We start from the raw sequence: 17,222 nt of genomic DNA on the forward strand, positions 1-17,222 counted from the left end.
CGTGTGGAGCGGTAGTTCAGTTGGTTAGAATACCGGCCTGTCACGCCGGGGGTCGCGGGTTCGAGTCCCGTCCGCTCCGCCATTTTATTTAGACACAGTTAAGTCTTTAAAATAACTACAGGGGTGTAGCTCCAACTGGCAGAGCAGCGGATTCCAAATCCGCGTGTTGGGAGTTCGAATCTCTCCACCCCTGCCATATTAAAGAAGGCTCATATCGAAAGATATGAGCCTTTTTGCTATCTGTAATTTATACCTGTAGCGTTAATTAGCACAGCAGCGGATTCGCCTTTCCGAAAATCAGCGCGTGTTGTGAAGTTCGAATATCGTAACCCCTGCCATATTCAAGAAAGCCTCGACAGCAATGTCGGGGCTTTTTTACGTCTGTATACTTATGGATATTGGGCGTAGTTCCAATTGGCAGAGCAGCGGATTCGCCTTTCCAAAAATCAGCGCGTGTTGTGAAGTTTGAATATCATAACCCCTACCATATTCAAGAAAGCCTCGACAGTAATGTCGGGGCTTTTTTACGTCTGTATTCTTATGGATATTGGGTGTAGCGTTAACTGGTACAGCAGCGAGTTCGAGAGACTAAGAAGAGAAGAGCTGATCCATATATAAAAACGCCCCAATATCTATTGGGGCGTTTTTTGAGTGTGGTTAATTTATTTATAATTATAAAAATGCGTTAGCCATTGCTGGGCGATCATTATTTCATCGTCATCAGATAATGCTTGAATACCATCAGTAAATTGGTGTGGGTGATTAAGTAATAGTAACCCTGCCATCATATGTGCAGCTTCAAACAAATACAGCGTAGGGTCACCCATCCCTGTTTTAAAGGGGGTATTAGCAGATTCGCCGCCAGCAAGCAGGTAAACACAAATACCATTACGGGTTTGGTACTCTTTGACTAATTGGTTGCAACTAACCTCGGTTAATACACCCTGATTGATTAACTCAGGTAGCCTAAGTTCGTCATCAGCAGAAGTTACTGTGGTAATGAAAAGAGGCTGAGTTAAATGGTCAAATACTTCTGCACTTAATGCTCCATTACCCGTGCAACAAAATACCATATTGCATTGTTGTACTAGATGTTCAAGTGAACAAACATGGACGCCATCTCGTGGAAATTGCGTTAGTCGGCGAGGATCTTGGTCAAAAATGTGAAGATTACAAATATCTTTGTTTTGTAGATGCTTGATTATTCCACGTCCAAGGTTACCTGCTCCAATAACGCCTACTCTTAAAAAACCAGCATTATTAATTTTTAATCCAAACTCTTCTCGCAATATTTGATCAGAATAATGAACAATGCATTCGGAGGCTTCTGTGTCTGCTGGTGTCTTGATACTTAAATGAGATACGGTAACCAATGGTTTTTCGATATTTTTATTACAATACTTGTATAAACCATTGGCTGTTAATTCAGTAATACCGACTAATTGTTGCTGAAACACACGGCATAAGTGCTCACTGGCATTGGCAAAGTAGCCACCATGATCAAGGATTAAAAAAGGGCTGTCGGGAGTGATATATTGACGAATAAGCATTTCACAATGAAGAGGATCACGAAGAGACTCTTTATTGTAGCTAGGATTGACGACGTTACAGTTAGGTATTTGATTGATGGTGTGTAATAGCTCTGGATTGGCATCTGCAGTGGCATTTTTGGGTATGAAAACTAACGGATGGGCTATTTGTGCTAACACATTAATGTACGGTAAAGATCCTTCATAGCAGTGCATCACTGAAAAGATCACCAGATTGGGTGGGACTGGAAAATCTTGAGCGACTTTTTTTAAAAATTGGTAGCCGTGTTCAGCATAAAAGTCTGAACAGTATGAATGCGTTAAAATTGCGTGTGTCATGAAAATTTCCTTTTTCAATGCAATAAATTAGCGGAGGCAAGGCATTGATATAACAATGTTAAAATAATTGAAGTAATGCTTTTAATACATTTTCTTGATGGCGTGATTGTTTACAACAAAGACCTAAACTTAATGGTGCAATCAACTCAGCAGGAAAACGCTGCACTTTATCACTCATTGGGCTGTTATTGATAACAACATCAGGTGCAATCCCAATACCACAGCCCAAAGCAACCATACTGACAATGGCTTCATGGCCAGAAATTTGTGCATAAATAGGTGGTGAAATCTTTTTTTGTTTAAACCACGTATTAGCCCGCGATCTTGCAGGACCTGATTCTGCAAGAACAAAAGGCAGCGCTTGCCAGTTGGGACCTTGATCTAATAACTGTTGAATCGTTGGCGGCGCAATAGTAGGCGAGATCACTGACATTGGAATATGATCTAATTCTATATAAGTTAATTTAGTTGAAAGTTGTTCTGGTTTAGCAGTAATTGCGACATCTACTTCATCAGTCAGAACTTTATCAATCGCGAGTGCAGAGTCTCCGGTTAATAACTGAATTTCTATTTGCGGATAACGTTGGCGAAAAGCCGTTAATATTGTAGGCAAATGGGTATAACTCGCGGTTACTGAACAAAATATTTTCAACTTTCCTTGAAGTATTGAGTTATCACTGTTTAATTCCGTTTTCAGTGATAGCCAGTTAGCAACAATCGTGGATGCGACAGGAATGAGTTTTTTCCCTGCCATAGTAAGCTCAACATGGCGATTGTCGCGATTGAATAAGCTTTGTCCTAATTCTTGTTCTAGACGTTGAATAACACGACTAAGGGCCGATGGACTGATGTGCATTGATTGTGCTGTATGATGAAAACTTAGCGAATCACTGAGGTGAAGAAAAAGTTGCAAGTTTTTAATGTTCATTGGCTTATGTTGCATAATTTGCAATTGATTGTTGTGAATATATCACTTTGCGCAACAAGTTACTTGATCTACTATCAATCTATTCGATAAATAAATATCGAACCAAGGATTAATATTTTTCACGGAGTTTGTTGTTATGGCTAATTATTTCAATACCTTAAATTTACGCCAGCAGTTAGATCAACTGGGCCGTTGTCGTTTTATGGATCGTGCTGAGTTTGCGAATGAAGCGGATTACCTTAAGGGTAAAAAAGTTGTTATTGTCGGATGTGGTGCACAAGGTCTTAACCAAGGCCTTAATATGCGTGACTCAGGCTTGAATGTTGCGTATGCACTGCGTCAAGCTGCTATTGATGAGCAACGTCCATCATTTAAAAATGCGCGTGATAATGGTTTTGAAGTGGGTAGCTATGAACAACTGATTCCGAATGCTGATTTGGTGGTAAATTTGACACCAGATAAACAACACACCAATGTGGTTGAAACGGTGATGCCACTGATGAAGCAAGGTGCAGCATTGGGTTACTCTCACGGTTTTAATATCGTTGAAGAAGGCATGCAAATCCGTAAAGATTTAACTGTCGTAATGGTTGCACCTAAGTGTCCAGGCACGGAAGTGCGTGAAGAATACAAGCGTGGTTTTGGTGTACCAACCTTGATTGCTGTTCATCCTGAAAACGATCCACAAGCTGATGGTCTTGAAATTGCTAAAGCATGGGCTGCGGCAACTGGGGGTCATCGTGCGGGTGTGCTTGAGTCATCGTTTGTGGCTGAAGTGAAGTCTGACTTGATGGGTGAACAAACTATTTTATGTGGCATGCTGCAAGCTGGCTCAATTGTTTGTTATGAAAAAATGCTGGCTGATGGTATTGCACCAGAATATGCAGGTAAATTACTTCAATTTGGTTGGGAAACGATCACTGAAGCGCTGAAGTTTGGCGGCGTTACTCATATGATGGATCGTCTTTCAAACCCAGCTAAAGTTGCCGCGTTTGATTTATCTGAGCAGCTAAAAGATCTTATGCGTCCACTATATAACAAACATATGGATGACATTATTTCAGGTCACTTCTCAAGTACGATGATGGCTGATTGGGCTAATGATGATGCTGAGTTATTAGGCTGGCGTGGTGAAACCGCTGAAACACAATTTGAAAACTATCCGACATCAGAGCTTCAAATTTCAGAGCAAGAATACTTTGATAATGGCATCTTGATGGTAGCAATGGTACGCGCAGGGGTTGAGTTAGCCTTTGAAGCGATGACAGCATCAGGCATTATTGATGAGTCGGCGTATTATGAGTCATTACATGAGCTGCCTTTGATTGCCAATACTGTTGCCCGTAAGCGTCTGTATGAGATGAACGTGGTTATTTCTGATACTGCTGAGTACGGTAACTACTTATTTGCTAATGTGGCGACACCGCTATTACGTGATCACTTTATGGCAACCGTTAATACTGATGTGATTGGTAAAGGGTTAGCTGCAACAACTAACTTTGTTGATAACCAAAAGTTAATTGAGGTCAATGAAGCATTACGTAATCATCCGGTTGAGGTAATCGGTAAGCAATTACGTGGTTACATGAAAGACATGAAGCATATTGCCGTTGGTGGTTAAACTCACTATAAATACTAATTAAAAAAAGCCCAGTTTTTGACTGGGCTTTTTTGTCGATGCTATAACAGCGAGTTAAGCATTATTATTGTCATCAGTATTAAGCTTAGCTTCAAATGCTGCTAGTTTTTGCTCAAGCTCAGTCAGCTTTTGACGAGTGCGTAATAACACTTGGGTTTGAACGTCAAACTCTTCACGAGTGACAACATCCAATTTACCAAGTTGTGATTGGATCACTTGACGTACTTTTTGTTCAACGTCATTACCAAGATCTTTAACCGGCTTTGGCATTGCGTCTTGAATTTGTTTAGCTACTTGTTCAAGTTTCTTTGAATCAAACATGATCCGCTTACTCCGTTGCGAAAATCGTTGTGAGTTATTGTAATCGGCGCTGTAGTGAAAAGAAAAGGGCGCTGATGATTCAGCGCCCTTTTTTTCATGGCTTAATTAGAAGTGGTTGTCTAAACCATCATCTTCTTCAACAAATACTGGTAATGGCTTATGTTCACTTGCCAAGAACGTATAAATAACTGGCAATACAAACAAAGTAAATAACGTACCGATAGATAAACCGGCAACGATAACAATACCAATACTGAAGCGTGATGCTGCACCAGCACCGGATGCGTATAACAGTGGTACTAGACCTGCAATCATCGCACATGTTGTCATTAGGATTGGACGAAGACGGATCTTCGCGGCTTCCATAACAGCATCCATGCGGTTCTTACCATGGTAAAGCTGTTCTTCTTTGGCAACTTCACAAATTAATATACCGTGTTTGGTTATCAAGCCTATGAGGGTTATCAAACCTATTTGCGAGTAAATATTGAGTGTTGTTGCGCCCCATGCGAGGGCAATCAGCGCACCACAAATAGCTAATGGTACCGATACGAGAATCACCAATGGATCGCGTAATGATTCAAATTGAATCGCAAGTACTAAGAAAATAATTGCCAATGCTAGACCAAATGTAGCGTATAGCGCATTACCTTCCGTAACGTACTGACGGCTTTCACCTAAGTAGTCATGGCCGTAGCCTTTTGGTAACACTTTTGCTGATTCAGTATTTAACCAATTTACCGCTTCACCGATTGAGGTACCAGGGGCTAATACTGCGCCGATGGTTGCCGCATTTTGTTGGTTAAAGCTTGGTAATGTTGGTGGTGCTGGGGTGACTTTAATGGTCACTAAGCTACCCAGTGGAATTAGATCACCACTATTGGTTTTGACGTAGTAATTGTTTAAATCTTTAGGATTAAAACGATCTTTACGCTCTACTTGTGGGATCACCTTGTAAGAACGACCTAAGATATCAACACGGTTAATATCACCACCGGCTAACATCGTGCTTAACGTATTACCAATTGCTTGCATGGTAACGCCATAAGCACCGGCTTTATCTTTATCGATATTAATGTTCATGGTCGCAGAGTCATACTTCAAGTCTAAATCTGAGTAGACGAACATTGGGTTATCTTTAACCTTCGCCAACATTTCAGAAGCCACTTGGTAGAGGCTCTTAAAGTTGTTAGGTGTGGTGATAACAAACTGCACTGGTAAACCTGAACCTGCGCCTGGAAGGCTTGGCATTTGGAAAGCAGTGACAGCCATTTGTGGAATATCTTTAATCTTTTTCGTTACTTCATTCGCAACTTCAGTTTGGCTTTGATCGCGTTGGCTCCACGGTTTCAATGTTGCAAGACCAAACGCTTGGTTAGCTGATGGAATACCTGAGAAAATTTGTGCATATTGCACGCTCTTCTGCTCAGTCAGGACCTTATTGACTTGATTCATTGTATCTTCAATAAAATCAAGGTTAGCGTTGGCAGGAGCGGTACCCATAAACACCACTACGCCATTATCTTCAGCAGGGGCGAGTTCGCTTGGAATAAACTTAAACAGGAACGGTAAGCTTGCACAAGCACACACTGCAAATACGATCACCACTGAACGCATGTGCATGATGCCACCTAGCATTTTCTCATAACGTAGTGTTAAGCGATCAAGAAAACCGTGAACCATTAATTCAAATTTATTTGGTGCTTCATTTTGTTTAAGGAAGGTTGCACACATTACTGGTGATAATGTTAAAGCAATGATTCCTGAAATAAATACCGCACCTGCAAGAGTTAACGCAAACTCTTTAAATAATGAACCAGTTAAGCCGCCCATTAATGCAATCGGCGCATATACTGCACCTAATGCAATGGTCATTGAAATAACAGGTATTGCGATTTCACGGGTACCAATAATGGCGGCCCTGAATGGTGTTTGCCCCAGCTTAATATGTCGTTCAACGTTTTCTAGTACCACGATCGCATCATCGACCACTAGGCCGATAGCCAATACCAGAGCCAGCAATGTCATCAGGTTCCATGAGAAACCAAACAGTTGCATCACCAGTGCTACACCAATCAACGATAATGGAATCGTAATGATTGGAATGATGACTGAACGTAGTGAACCGATAAACAATGCAATAACGATTAATACAATTAATGCCGCTTCAAGAATGGTTTTAATAACCTCATGAATAGAGTCATTAATCGCAATTGTTGAGTCATACATCACCGTCATTTTGATGGTGCTTGGCATGTTACGTTCAATGGTTGGTAGTAGGTTGATAACATCTTTAGCGATATTGATTGGGTTAGCACTTGGTGCCGCTTCAATCGCGCCGACAACCGCTTCTTGACCATTGGCGGTTGCACGGTAGCTATCGCTGCTTCGCGATAAGGTTACCTTGGCAATGTCACCTAAACGGATCACTTGACCGTTATCACTTGATACAACCAGTTTCTCTAGTGACTCAGGGCTATTTGATTGAGTGTTAGCACTACCGTTGTAAAGCACGAAATCATTGTTGGTTTGACCGACAGCTGATTGGTAGTTGTTAGCTTGTAGTACTTGAGTTACATCACTGGCAGATAAGTTAAATGCTGCCATTTTTTGTGGATCAAGCCACACACGCAGTGCGAAAGGTACACCACCATACATGTCTACTTTTGCCACACCACCTACCGTAAATAGCTGTGGTTTAACTACTCGTTCGATGTAGTCGGTGATTTGGCTTGAGTTTAGTGTTTTACTGGTGAAACCAAGGTAGAGCACGCCAGTACCGCCACCTGTAGAAAGGGCGATAGTTGGATCTTGCGTTTCTTTAGGTAATTGAGCCCGTACTGAGTTTACTTTGGCAAGGATATCCGCCAAAGCAGCATTTGGATTGGTGTTCAATTTCATTTGCACAGTAATGGTCGACATACCCATAGTACTTTGGGCGGTGATGTAGTCGATATTATCGGCCTGAGCAATGGCTTGTTCAAGTGGTTGAGTGATAAACCCTTGAATAAGATCAGCACTAGCACCGTAGTAAGCCGTACTGACGGTTACTACAGTGTTAGTCATGTCCGGATATTGCCGAACCTGCATTTTGAAAATCGCCTGTAGACCTAGCAATGCGATCATTAAACTGATCGAAATTGCTAGTACCGGGCGTCTGATGAATATATCAGTAAAGCGCATCCTGAGCGTTCTCCAGTTACAGCAATGGGATTTCAGCAGGAGCCTTCAGTGCGTCATTTTCAACGATGTGCACTAATGACTTGTTGCTAAGACGAATTTGGCCGCTAGTTACGATCTGCTCTCCAGCTTTTAAGCCTGAAAGAATGCGTACTTTGTTACCTTTGTTTAGACCCGTAGTTACCACAGTCTGCATCGCACGTAATTTGCCATCAACGTTGCGCAGTACATATACCGTATCACCATAAAGGGTGTAAGTAATGGCGGTTTGAGGAACCACGATTTGATCAGCAATAACAGGTTGAATAACACGAGCACGTGCAAACATACCACTGCGCAGCATGCCGCCGCTGTTAGGAATATCAGCTTGTACCTGAATCAAACCTGTTTGCGCGTTAACCGCAGGTTCAATCGCAGTAATTAGACCTTTAAAGTTAGTATCTTTATAAGCATCGATGTTGATATCAACGGTTTGGCCGATTTTGATTTTAGAAATATCCGTTTGCGGAACTGTAAAGCGGAAACGCATCGTCGTGGTGTCTTCTAAACGAATAATTTTAGTACCAGGTTGAATATATTGACCTAAGTAAACATTACGTAGACCAATTTCACCGGCAAAAGGTGCGCTGATATTACGACGTTGAATAGATTCTTTTAATGATTTGATTTGAGCCACTAATGCAAGGTAATTTGCTTTCGCTTCATCAAGACTAGATTTTGATACTGAACCTTTGCGGTAAAGATCTTTGTAACGTAGGTAAGAAGCTTCTACTGACGGTAGTTTTGCTTCAGTACTTTGTAGGCTTGATTGTTCAACATTGGAGTTTATTGATACCAATAATTGCCCAGCTTTTACCTTTTGGCCTGATTCAAAATTGATTTTGCTGATCACACCAGCCGCTTCTGAAGTTAGGGTTACACCTTGCATTGGTTCAATAAAACCAATTGCCTGTAGTGCTGGATGCCAGTTTTCAGCTTTGGTGGTAGTGGCTGTTACCGGATAGTTTGCTTCCGGCATATTAGCCATATATTCAGCTATTTTATGTTCTTTAAAAAGATTGAAACCAATTACACTTCCAAATAACAGAAGAGCAAGAAGTAACATCACGATCCATTTTTTCATTATGAGGTATGCTCCGGAATTACAATGTTAATGCTGAATAATGGCGTCCCAAGAGGCATTAATAGCGGCATTTAATTCGCTATCAGTGATCTCTAATCCATCATTGATTTTTCGACGGGCTAAATAACAACTCGTCTCAAGGCTAAGTGTGCTTAAAATTTCATTATCAAGCGGTTTAAATAGGTTGCAGGCTTTACCTTCGTCAAACATTTGATTGACGCAGCTAAAAAGGTGTTTATTTAATACTTTTCTTTCATGGGCATTTTTACGGGGCAAATTCTGAAATTGCCCTTGATTGATTAACGGTGCATTACCACTTACTGACATTTGCCACAAATTGAGCCACATCGTACGGTAACGCTGTTTAAGTGACATACTATCGTTAATATTTTGGCTAATTTTGTTCGCGATATAACCTAAAATATATTCATGTAGTTGGAATAGTAGATCATCTTTATCACCGAAGTAGCGATAAATAGTGCCTGTTGCAACTTGAGCTTCTTTAGCAACCATCTGCATTGATAGACCATGAAAGCCATGGGTGGCTAAAAGTTTTTCAGTTGCTGTTAATATGCGCTCTTTTTTATCTGTCATAACTGCTTATATTCGGTACAAATAGAATGAATGAATGTTCATTCACTGGGCTATTGTAGGATTTGATGATTGATTCGCAAGTCTTATTTAAGCTTTTGTATCATTATTAAGAATATTGCAAGGTTCCCATAAGTACCAATATGCTTATTAGCAGTGATAGGGCCGTTTTTTCAAGTAAAAAAGTAATAAAAAGCCCGTATCAAGATAGATACGGGCTGATATGGTGCTAGATTACTGAGCGATTAATGTGGTTGCGTTGGTGGTGTACTGTCAGATGTTGGTTTGGTTTTTCCACGACTAAAGATACGTTCTACTACCACAAAGAAAATTGGAATAAAGAAAATACCTAAGAAGGTTGAACTCAACATGCCGCCAAGTACCGCAGTACCAATGGCATTTTTACCACCTGAGCCAACACCGGTACTGATGGCTAATGGCACCACACCAAGACCAAACGCGAGCGAGGTCATGATAATTGGACGCAAACGCACACGTACCGCATGCAGAGTGGCTTCAACCAGTCCAGCGCCTTTTTCGTAGTATTCTTTAGCAAATTCCACAATCAAAATGGCATTTTTGGTAGCCAAACCAACGGTGGTTAATAAGCCTACTTGGAAGAAGACATCGTTAGGCATACCACGCGCATTCATTGCTAGCAGCGCACCAATGATCCCAAGCGGTACTACTAGTACTACAGCAAAAGGCACTGACCAGCTTTCATACAGCGCAGCAAGTACTAAGAACACCACCAAGATAGATAACGCGTATAGCATTGGTGCTTGGTTACCCGAGAGGCGTTCTTCATACGATAAGCCATTCCATTCAACCCCAAACCCTGGTGGTAACTTTTTGACCATTGCTTCAATATCAAGCATCGCTTGGCCTGTACTGTAACCATTAACCACACTGCCTTGAATGTTCACAGCAGGAGTGGCGTTGAAACGTTCTAGACGCGGTGACGCATATTGCCATTCACCGGTAGCAAAGGCCGAGAATGGCACCATTTCACCTTGGTTATTACGTACATACCAGCTATCAAGATCGCCAGGTTTCATGCGGTATTGAGCATCACCTTGAACAAAGACTTTCTTTACTCGGCCGCGATCAATAAAGTCGTTAACATAAGAACTACCCCATGCAGTACCGAGCACTTTGTTGACGGAATTAATATCGATTCCTAGTGCACGTATTTTGGCTTGATCAATATTAATTTGATACATAGGCGCATCTTCTTGACCATTAGGACGAACGCCAACCAAATTAGGGTTTTCAGCGGCTAATTGCAGTAATTGATTACGTGCTGCAATTAACTTGTCATGCCCTTGACCACTGCGATCTTGAAGGTAGAAATCAAAACCACTGGCGGTACCAAGCTCGATCACTGCTGGTGGTGCAAACGAAAACACCATCGCATTTTTGATTTTTTGGAAATAACCTATCGAGCGATTCACGATCGATTTAACATCCATGCCAGGCAATTGGCGATCAGACCAATCTTTTAAGCCGACAAAGGCCATACCCATGTTTTGACCGTTACCGGCAAAACTAAAGCCCGAGACACTAAATACACTGGCGACACTATCAGCCTCTTGAGTTAAATAGTAATCAGACACTTGGTCCATGACTTTTTGTGTTTGCTCTTGGGTTGAGTTAACCGGCAATATTGCCTGACTAAATAAAATTCCTTGGTCTTCATCTGGTAAGAACGAAGTTGGCATGCGCATAAAGATCCAACCCACAGCCACGGTTAAGCCAAGGAAGATAAACATCACTCGAATTGAGCGCTTAATCATTGCCGCAACGCTAGCTTCGTAACGGTTGGTTAAGTTATCAAAGGTGCGGTTAAACCAGCCAAAGAAGCCTTTGTCATTGCTACCATGAGCCACAGGTTTAAGCATCGTTGCACACAGAGCGGGTGTAAGGATCACTGCTACCATTACCGATAATGACATTGCAGTTACTATGGTTATCGAGAATTGGCGATAAATAACTCCGGTAGAGCCTGACATAAATGCCATTGGAACAAATACCGCGGAGAGTGTTAATGCGATACCTACCAGTGCGCCCGTAATTTGATCCATTGATTTGCGCGTCGCTTCAACAGGACCTAAGCCTTCCTCGTGCATGACCCGTTCAACGTTTTCTACCACCACAATTGCATCGTCAACCAGCAAGCCGATAGCAAGTACCATTGCAAACATAGTGAGGGTATTTATTGAATAACCCGCCAGTGATAACACTGCAAATGTACCTAATAACACCACTGGAACGGCAATGGTTGGAATTAAGGTGGCACGGAAATTTTGGAGGAACAGGAACATGATAATAAATACCAATGCCACTGCTTCAAATAACGTGTGAACTACGCCTTCAATGGATTTTTCGACAAATGGCGTCGTGTCGTAGGGATAAACCGCTTGTAATCCTTCAGGAAAGAACGGTTTAAGCTCATCTATCTTTGCTTTAACGGCTTCTGCTGTGGCTAAGGCGTTGGCCCCTGTGGCGAGTTTAATACCAATACCACTGGCTTGTTTACCGTTATAGAACACCTGCACAGCATAACTTTCAGCGCCAAGTTCAACTCGAGCGACGTCTTTTAATAACACTTTTGCGCCCGAAGGATCGGATTTCAGAATGATTTTTTCAAACTGAGCTGGAGTTTTTAAACGGCTTTGAGCGGAGACGGTTGCGTTAAGCTCTTGGCCTGGTAACGATGGTGAGGCACCAAGTTGACCTGCTGAAACCTGAGCATTTTGTTCTTTAATGGCATTAATAACATCAATACTAGTGAGGTTATATTTTGTTAGCTTAAGCGGATCAAGCCAAATACGCATCGCATATTGAGCACCAAACGTTTGAATCTCACCAACACCTGGCACACGACTCATTGGATCGGCAACATTGGAACTGATGTAGTCCGAAATGTCGTTTTTATCCATTGAACCATCTTCGGAATAGAATCCGACCACCATCAAAAAGCTTGAGCTGGCTTTGTTAACCTTTACGCCTTGCTGTTGCACTTCTAGTGGCAGCAGGGGTAATGCTGATTGCAACTTATTTTGAACCTGAACCTGAGCAATATCAGGATCAGCTTCAGCATTAAAGGTCAGGGTTATTTGGGTATTACCAAAACTGTCACTGGTGGACGATAAGTAGCGCAGGTTATCAATACCTGTCATCCGTTGTTCGATAACTTGAGTAACGGTATCTTCCATGGTTTTCGCATTAGCGCCGGGGTAGCTAGCACTAATAACAACTGTGGGTGGTGCAATGCTAGGGTACTGAGAAACCGGTAATTTTAAAATGGACAGTACGCCAGCTAGCATGACGATAATCGCGATCACCCAAGCAAAAATAGGGCGATCGATAAAGAAACGAGCCATAGTTTACTTTCCCTATTATTGTGAGTGAGTGACAGTCATTGGCGTCGGTTCAACCACAACCCCTGGACGGATTTTTTGTAAACCATCAACGATCACTTGATCGCCATCTTTAAGTCCACTGGTAATTCGCCATTGATTATCAATCGCTTCAGCAGTCGTGACTGTACGTGATTCCACTTTGTTGTCAGCGCCAACAACCATAGCAATCGCTTGGCCTTTACTGTTGCGAGTAATGGCTTTTTGCGGGATCATAATGGCCTTAGGATCGGTGCCGGTATTTAGCACTGCACGGACATACATGCCAGGCAGTAACACGCCGTCAGGATTAGGGAATTCAGCACGTAGGGTGACAGATCCAGTATTAGGATCGACATTCACTTCAGCAAACTGGAGTGTGCCGTGATGTGAGTAAACACTGCCATCTTCAAGGATCAATTCGACATCAGCATTATTACTGGCTTGCAGCTGACCTTGTTTAAGGGCTGATTTTAGACGTAATAATTGCGTGCTCGATTGGGCAATATCGATATTGATCGGGTCCAGTTGTTGAATGGTCGCTAACACTTGTGCCTGCCCCGCGCTGACGAGTGCACCTGGTGTGACTGATGACTGACCAATACGACCCGCGATAGGGGCTTTAACTTTGGTATAATTAAGATCTATTTTCGCTTTGTTAACACTGGCTTTTGCGACTTCAATGCCAGCGAGAGCAACTTTATATTTTGCTTTATTATCATCATAAGTTTGTTTGCTGATAGCGCCACGGTTAACCAAAGTTTCACTGCGTTGAGCCAGTGCCTTTGCTGAATCTAGATTGGCTTGTGCTTGAGCTAAACTGGCTTTAGCGCTGAGGTAGGCAGCGTTATAAGGTGCTGAGTCGATACTATATAATGATTGGCCTTTACTGACGCTGCTGCCTTCTTTGAAGCTACGCTCAGTGATAATGCCTGATACTTGAGGACGAACTTCAGCTTCAAGGTAAGCTTTACTACGGCCAGGAAGTTCGACGTGAATAGCTTGTGGATGAGAAGTAACGCTAAGTGTACCAACAGCCACACTTTTTGCTGCTTGTTGGGTTGGCTTTTTGGATTCACTTTGGTCACAAGCTGATATCCCTAATGTCAAACTGACAATAGTAGCAATGGCTGCGATTTTTCGCATGAAATCTCCTAAATTTAAGCAATATGAGAACTGTTAAATATTATTTCATTATTTAACAGTAATGTAACTATTATTTACTTTTATATAATTAACATTTAATTCAGTTAAGAATTTGGTGCAACTGGTTGTGATTTATCTAACCTATACATCAATATGTCTAGCACAGATCTAGTGATTCAGTTGCTTTAAGTAATGAACTTGGAATAAATGTTGATGAATTGCGACAATGCCATTCGAGCAAAAGTGAATAGAGTTGTAATCAAAGCGCGTTAAAATGCGCCCGTTTTTAATGACGTCAGGATAACTAATGAAACTGAACCCAAGGCAAACAGAAGCAGTTAAATACGTTTCCGGACCGTGCTTAGTGTTAGCCGGCGCCGGCTCAGGTAAAACTCGTGTTATTACCAATAAAATCGCTTACTTGGTTCAGCAATGTGATTATAAGGCGCGTAACATTGCGGCATTGACCTTTACCAACAAAGCTGCACGTGAAATGAAAGAGCGTGTCGGCCAAACATTAGGTCGTCAAGAATCCAAAGGGTTAATGGTGTCAACTTTCCATACCTTAGGACTGAATATCGTGCGTCGAGAATGTAAATATTTAGGCTTAAAAGCCAATTTTTCATTGTTTGACGATCAAGATCAGATGGCGTTATTAAAGGAATTGACCGAAGAAGAGCTCGATGGCGATAAAGATTTATTAAAGCAACTGCAGTCAACAATTTCGAATTGGAAAAATGACATGTTAGCGCCAGTTGATGCTGCTGGCCGTGCTCAAACTGAACGTGATCAATTATTTGCCCATTGTTATGAAATGTATCAACGGCAGATGAAGGCTTATAATGCGCTTGATTTTGATGATCTGATTTTAATGCCAGTATTATTGTTGCGTGATAATCAAGAAGTGCGTCAACGCTGGCAAAATCGAATTCGCTATTTGCTGGTGGATGAGTACCAAGATACCAACACCAGTCAGTATTTGTTCGTCAAGCTATTGGTTGGTGAGCGAGCCCGATTTACTGTGGTTGGTGATGATGATCAGTCGATTTATTCGTGGCGTGGCGCGCAGCCAGAAAACTTAGCCTTACTCAATAAAGATTTTCCCAATCTTAAAGTGGTTAAACTTGAGCAAAATTATCGTTCGACCAGTCGTATTCTACGAACGGCAAACATTCTTATTGCTAATAACCCGCACTTATTTGAAAAAGCCCTGTTTTCAGCGATCCCTGATGGGGCGATGTTGAAAGTGTTGACGGCTAAGAATGAAGAGCATGAAGCTGAAAAAGTGGTGGGTGAATTAATTGCGCATCGGTTTATGAATAATACCGCTTATAAAGATTATGCGATTTTATACCGCGGTAACCACCAATCGCGATTATTTGAAAAAGCGCTGATGCAAAACCGAATTCCGTATAAAATTTCGGGTGGTACTTCGTTTTTCTCACGGGTTGAAATCAAAGATATGATGGCCTATCTGCGAGTATTAACTAATCCTGATGACGATAATGCTTTTTTACGGATTGTGAATACGCCACGACGTGAAATTGGTCCAGTTACGCTCGAAAAGTTGGGAACGTACGCCAATATGCGCGGAAAAAGTTTATTTGCTGCCAGTTTTGAAATGGGGCTTGAGCAGCACCTTTCTGGCCGTGGGTTGGAGTCTCTGCAACGTTTTACCCATTGGATTAATCAGTTAACTGATAACGCGGAACGTGGTGATACTGTGGCGGCTGTACGCCAATTGGTGCGTGATATTCATTATGAAGATTGGCTCTACGAAACATCTGCCAGTCCTAAAGCTGCAGAAATGAGAATGAAAAATGTCTCCGATCTCTACAGTTGGATCACCGCTGATTTGGAAGGTGATAACTATGACAATGAAGTTAAGACTCTGAAAGAAGTGGTACAGCGTTTAACTCTGCGCGACATGATGGAGCGTGGGGAAGATGACACTGATGCTGATCAAGTACAGCTAATGACGTTACATGCATCAAAAGGGCTAGAGTTTCCATATGTGTTTTTAGTCGGTGCTGAAGAGGGCATTTTGCCGCATCAAACCAGTATTGATGAAGATAATGTTGATGAAGAGCGCCGATTGGCTTATGTGGGGATCACCCGCGCGCAACGAGAGCTAACGTTCACGCTGTGTAAAGAACGACGTCAATATGGTGAGCTGATCAAGCCAGAGCCGAGTCGATTCTTATACGAGTTACCGCAGGATGATTTAGAGTGGGAAAACGAACGTAAACCGGTCACTGCCGAAGAGCGAATGCAAAAAGGCCAAGCCCATATTGCCAATATTCGTAATCTATTTAAAAAATAGCGCTTAATTGACTGATTATTATGCAGGGGGAGCGATCCCCCTGACTTTGGCTGCAATATACTGGCTGATTAATCACTGCTGTTAGTTGGGTTTGATCATATAGTTAATGGCTGCAACAATTTCATCATCACTACAATCCATGCACGTTCCTTTGGCTGGCATAGCGTTAAAACCTTCAATTGCATGCTTAGCAAGAACCGCATCTCCTTGGCTGACTCTGGCAGCCCAATCATCAGCATCACCTTTTTTTGGTGCTCCCATTAAGCCACTGTTATGACACGAGGCACAATATTGGTCATAAATAGCCTGAGCTGTTCGGGCTGAGGTCGTTGCGACAGCGACAGGGGTGGAGCCTTCAAGGTGAACACTTCCTACAGGCTTTATGCGCTCACTGATTGCTGTGGTAGACATATCAGCGGCAATAACGGTGGTTGATAAGCCGATACCTGTACAAATAGCGATTAGCCACGGTCGTAAAAATAGATCCATTTATTTACCTTTATATACGTCCAGTTGTATTCGGGGGTGATTCAACGTGGTTTACCCAGCGTGTGATTTACACCGTAAGTAGATGTTGCAATATTGTAAGTATAGCAACTGTATTCAATGACCAAATTCGATGTTGTACTATCTATGACACGAATCAACGTCGATTTGTTGATAAATGCAGCGAGCAGAATAAAAATAAAAAAAAACACTTGC

The 17,222-nt window shown here is 42.0% G+C and carries 11 protein-coding genes and 2 tRNA genes; 4 read left to right on the forward strand and 9 right to left on the reverse strand.

Annotated features, from left to right (window positions below; translation table 11 throughout):
* The first annotated feature begins 5 nt into the window (after positions 1 to 5).
* Positions 6 to 82 (forward strand) — tRNA-Asp (locus G6R09_RS13440).
* A 37-nt stretch (positions 83 to 119) separates the two neighbouring features.
* Positions 120 to 196: transfer RNA gene (locus G6R09_RS13445), tRNA-Trp, on the forward strand.
* 466 nt (positions 197 to 662) lie between these two features.
* Here the strand turns inward: G6R09_RS13445 and G6R09_RS13450 are convergent.
* Both G6R09_RS13450 and ilvY read right to left on the reverse strand, forming a co-directional pair.
* Positions 663 to 1,868, reverse strand: coding sequence for an NAD(P)-binding domain-containing protein (locus G6R09_RS13450; RefSeq protein WP_065168013.1), 1,206 nt, complete (start codon positions 1,866 to 1,868; stop codon positions 663 to 665).
* 58 nt (positions 1,869 to 1,926) lie between these two features.
* Positions 1,927 to 2,796 (reverse strand): HTH-type transcriptional activator IlvY, encoded by an 870-nt coding sequence (gene ilvY / locus G6R09_RS13455; protein WP_065168015.1) that lies wholly within the window; start codon positions 2,794 to 2,796, stop codon positions 1,927 to 1,929.
* A 136-nt stretch (positions 2,797 to 2,932) separates the two neighbouring features.
* On the opposite strand from ilvY, the gene ilvC reads away from it, so the two are divergent.
* Complete coding sequence (ilvC, locus tag G6R09_RS13460; protein ID WP_065168012.1) at positions 2,933 to 4,417, forward strand: ketol-acid reductoisomerase; 1,485 nt, start codon at positions 2,933 to 2,935, stop codon at positions 4,415 to 4,417.
* A gap of 72 nt (positions 4,418 to 4,489) precedes the next feature.
* On the opposite strand, the gene G6R09_RS13465 is transcribed toward ilvC, so the two are convergent.
* The 6 genes from G6R09_RS13465 to G6R09_RS13490 form a co-directional block, all read right to left on the reverse strand.
* Positions 4,490 to 4,756, reverse strand: coding sequence for an accessory factor UbiK family protein (locus tag G6R09_RS13465; RefSeq protein ID WP_065168011.1), 267 nt, complete (start codon positions 4,754 to 4,756; stop codon positions 4,490 to 4,492).
* 105 nt (positions 4,757 to 4,861) lie between these two features.
* The gene (locus tag G6R09_RS13470; RefSeq protein ID WP_065168010.1) at positions 4,862 to 7,939 is read right to left on the reverse strand and encodes a multidrug efflux RND transporter permease subunit; all 3,078 of its coding nucleotides are present in this window, start codon (positions 7,937 to 7,939) and stop codon (positions 4,862 to 4,864) included.
* Positions 7,940 to 7,955: 16 nt separating this feature from the next.
* Positions 7,956 to 9,059, reverse strand: coding sequence for an efflux RND transporter periplasmic adaptor subunit (locus tag G6R09_RS13475; RefSeq protein ID WP_065168009.1), 1,104 nt, complete (start codon positions 9,057 to 9,059; stop codon positions 7,956 to 7,958).
* Positions 9,060 to 9,086: 27 nt separating this feature from the next.
* Complete coding sequence (locus G6R09_RS13480) at positions 9,087 to 9,653, reverse strand: TetR/AcrR family transcriptional regulator (RefSeq protein ID WP_163923040.1); 567 nt, start codon at positions 9,651 to 9,653, stop codon at positions 9,087 to 9,089.
* 242 nt (positions 9,654 to 9,895) lie between these two features.
* Positions 9,896 to 13,036 (reverse strand): efflux RND transporter permease subunit, encoded by a 3,141-nt coding sequence (locus G6R09_RS13485; protein WP_163923043.1) that lies wholly within the window; start codon positions 13,034 to 13,036, stop codon positions 9,896 to 9,898.
* Positions 13,037 to 13,051: 15 nt separating this feature from the next.
* Complete coding sequence (locus G6R09_RS13490; protein WP_163923046.1) at positions 13,052 to 14,197, reverse strand: efflux RND transporter periplasmic adaptor subunit; 1,146 nt, start codon at positions 14,195 to 14,197, stop codon at positions 13,052 to 13,054.
* A gap of 307 nt (positions 14,198 to 14,504) precedes the next feature.
* Here G6R09_RS13490 and rep point away from each other — a divergent pair, with 307 nt between their 5' ends.
* Positions 14,505 to 16,520, forward strand: coding sequence for a DNA helicase Rep (gene rep, locus G6R09_RS13495; RefSeq protein ID WP_065168005.1), 2,016 nt, complete (start codon positions 14,505 to 14,507; stop codon positions 16,518 to 16,520).
* 81 nt (positions 16,521 to 16,601) lie between these two features.
* On the opposite strand, the gene G6R09_RS13500 is transcribed toward rep, so the two are convergent.
* Complete coding sequence (locus G6R09_RS13500) at positions 16,602 to 17,009, reverse strand: cytochrome c5 family protein (RefSeq protein WP_065168004.1); 408 nt, start codon at positions 17,007 to 17,009, stop codon at positions 16,602 to 16,604.
* Positions 17,010 to 17,222: the final 213 nt, after the last annotated feature.

This window comes from Photobacterium sp. Alg240-V54, assembly GCF_900537155.1.
Lineage (GTDB): Bacteria > Pseudomonadota > Gammaproteobacteria > Enterobacterales > Vibrionaceae > Photobacterium.

What these genes read in the sequence shown, in the direction of transcription:
- G6R09_RS13490 (WP_163923046.1), bottom strand. Translation starts at nt 14,197, where the DNA reads ATGCGAAAAATCGCAGCCATTGCTACTATTGTCAGTTTGACATTAGGG.
- ilvY (WP_065168015.1), bottom strand. Translation starts at nt 2,796, where the DNA reads ATGAACATTAAAAACTTGCAACTTTTTCTTCACCTCAGTGATTCGCTA.
- G6R09_RS13475 (WP_065168009.1), bottom strand. Translation starts at nt 9,059, where the DNA reads ATGAAAAAATGGATCGTGATGTTACTTCTTGCTCTTCTGTTATTTGGA.
- G6R09_RS13470 (WP_065168010.1), bottom strand. Translation starts at nt 7,939, where the DNA reads ATGCGCTTTACTGATATATTCATCAGACGCCCGGTACTAGCAATTTCG.
- G6R09_RS13450 (WP_065168013.1), bottom strand. Translation starts at nt 1,868, where the DNA reads ATGACACACGCAATTTTAACGCATTCATACTGTTCAGACTTTTATGCT.
- G6R09_RS13480 (WP_163923040.1), bottom strand. Translation starts at nt 9,653, where the DNA reads ATGACAGATAAAAAAGAGCGCATATTAACAGCAACTGAAAAACTTTTA.
- ilvC (WP_065168012.1), top strand. Translation starts at nt 2,933, where the DNA reads ATGGCTAATTATTTCAATACCTTAAATTTACGCCAGCAGTTAGATCAA.
- G6R09_RS13465 (WP_065168011.1), bottom strand. Translation starts at nt 4,756, where the DNA reads ATGTTTGATTCAAAGAAACTTGAACAAGTAGCTAAACAAATTCAAGAC.
- G6R09_RS13485 (WP_163923043.1), bottom strand. Translation starts at nt 13,036, where the DNA reads ATGGCTCGTTTCTTTATCGATCGCCCTATTTTTGCTTGGGTGATCGCG.
- G6R09_RS13500 (WP_065168004.1), bottom strand. Translation starts at nt 17,009, where the DNA reads ATGGATCTATTTTTACGACCGTGGCTAATCGCTATTTGTACAGGTATC.
- rep (WP_065168005.1), top strand. Translation starts at nt 14,505, where the DNA reads ATGAAACTGAACCCAAGGCAAACAGAAGCAGTTAAATACGTTTCCGGA.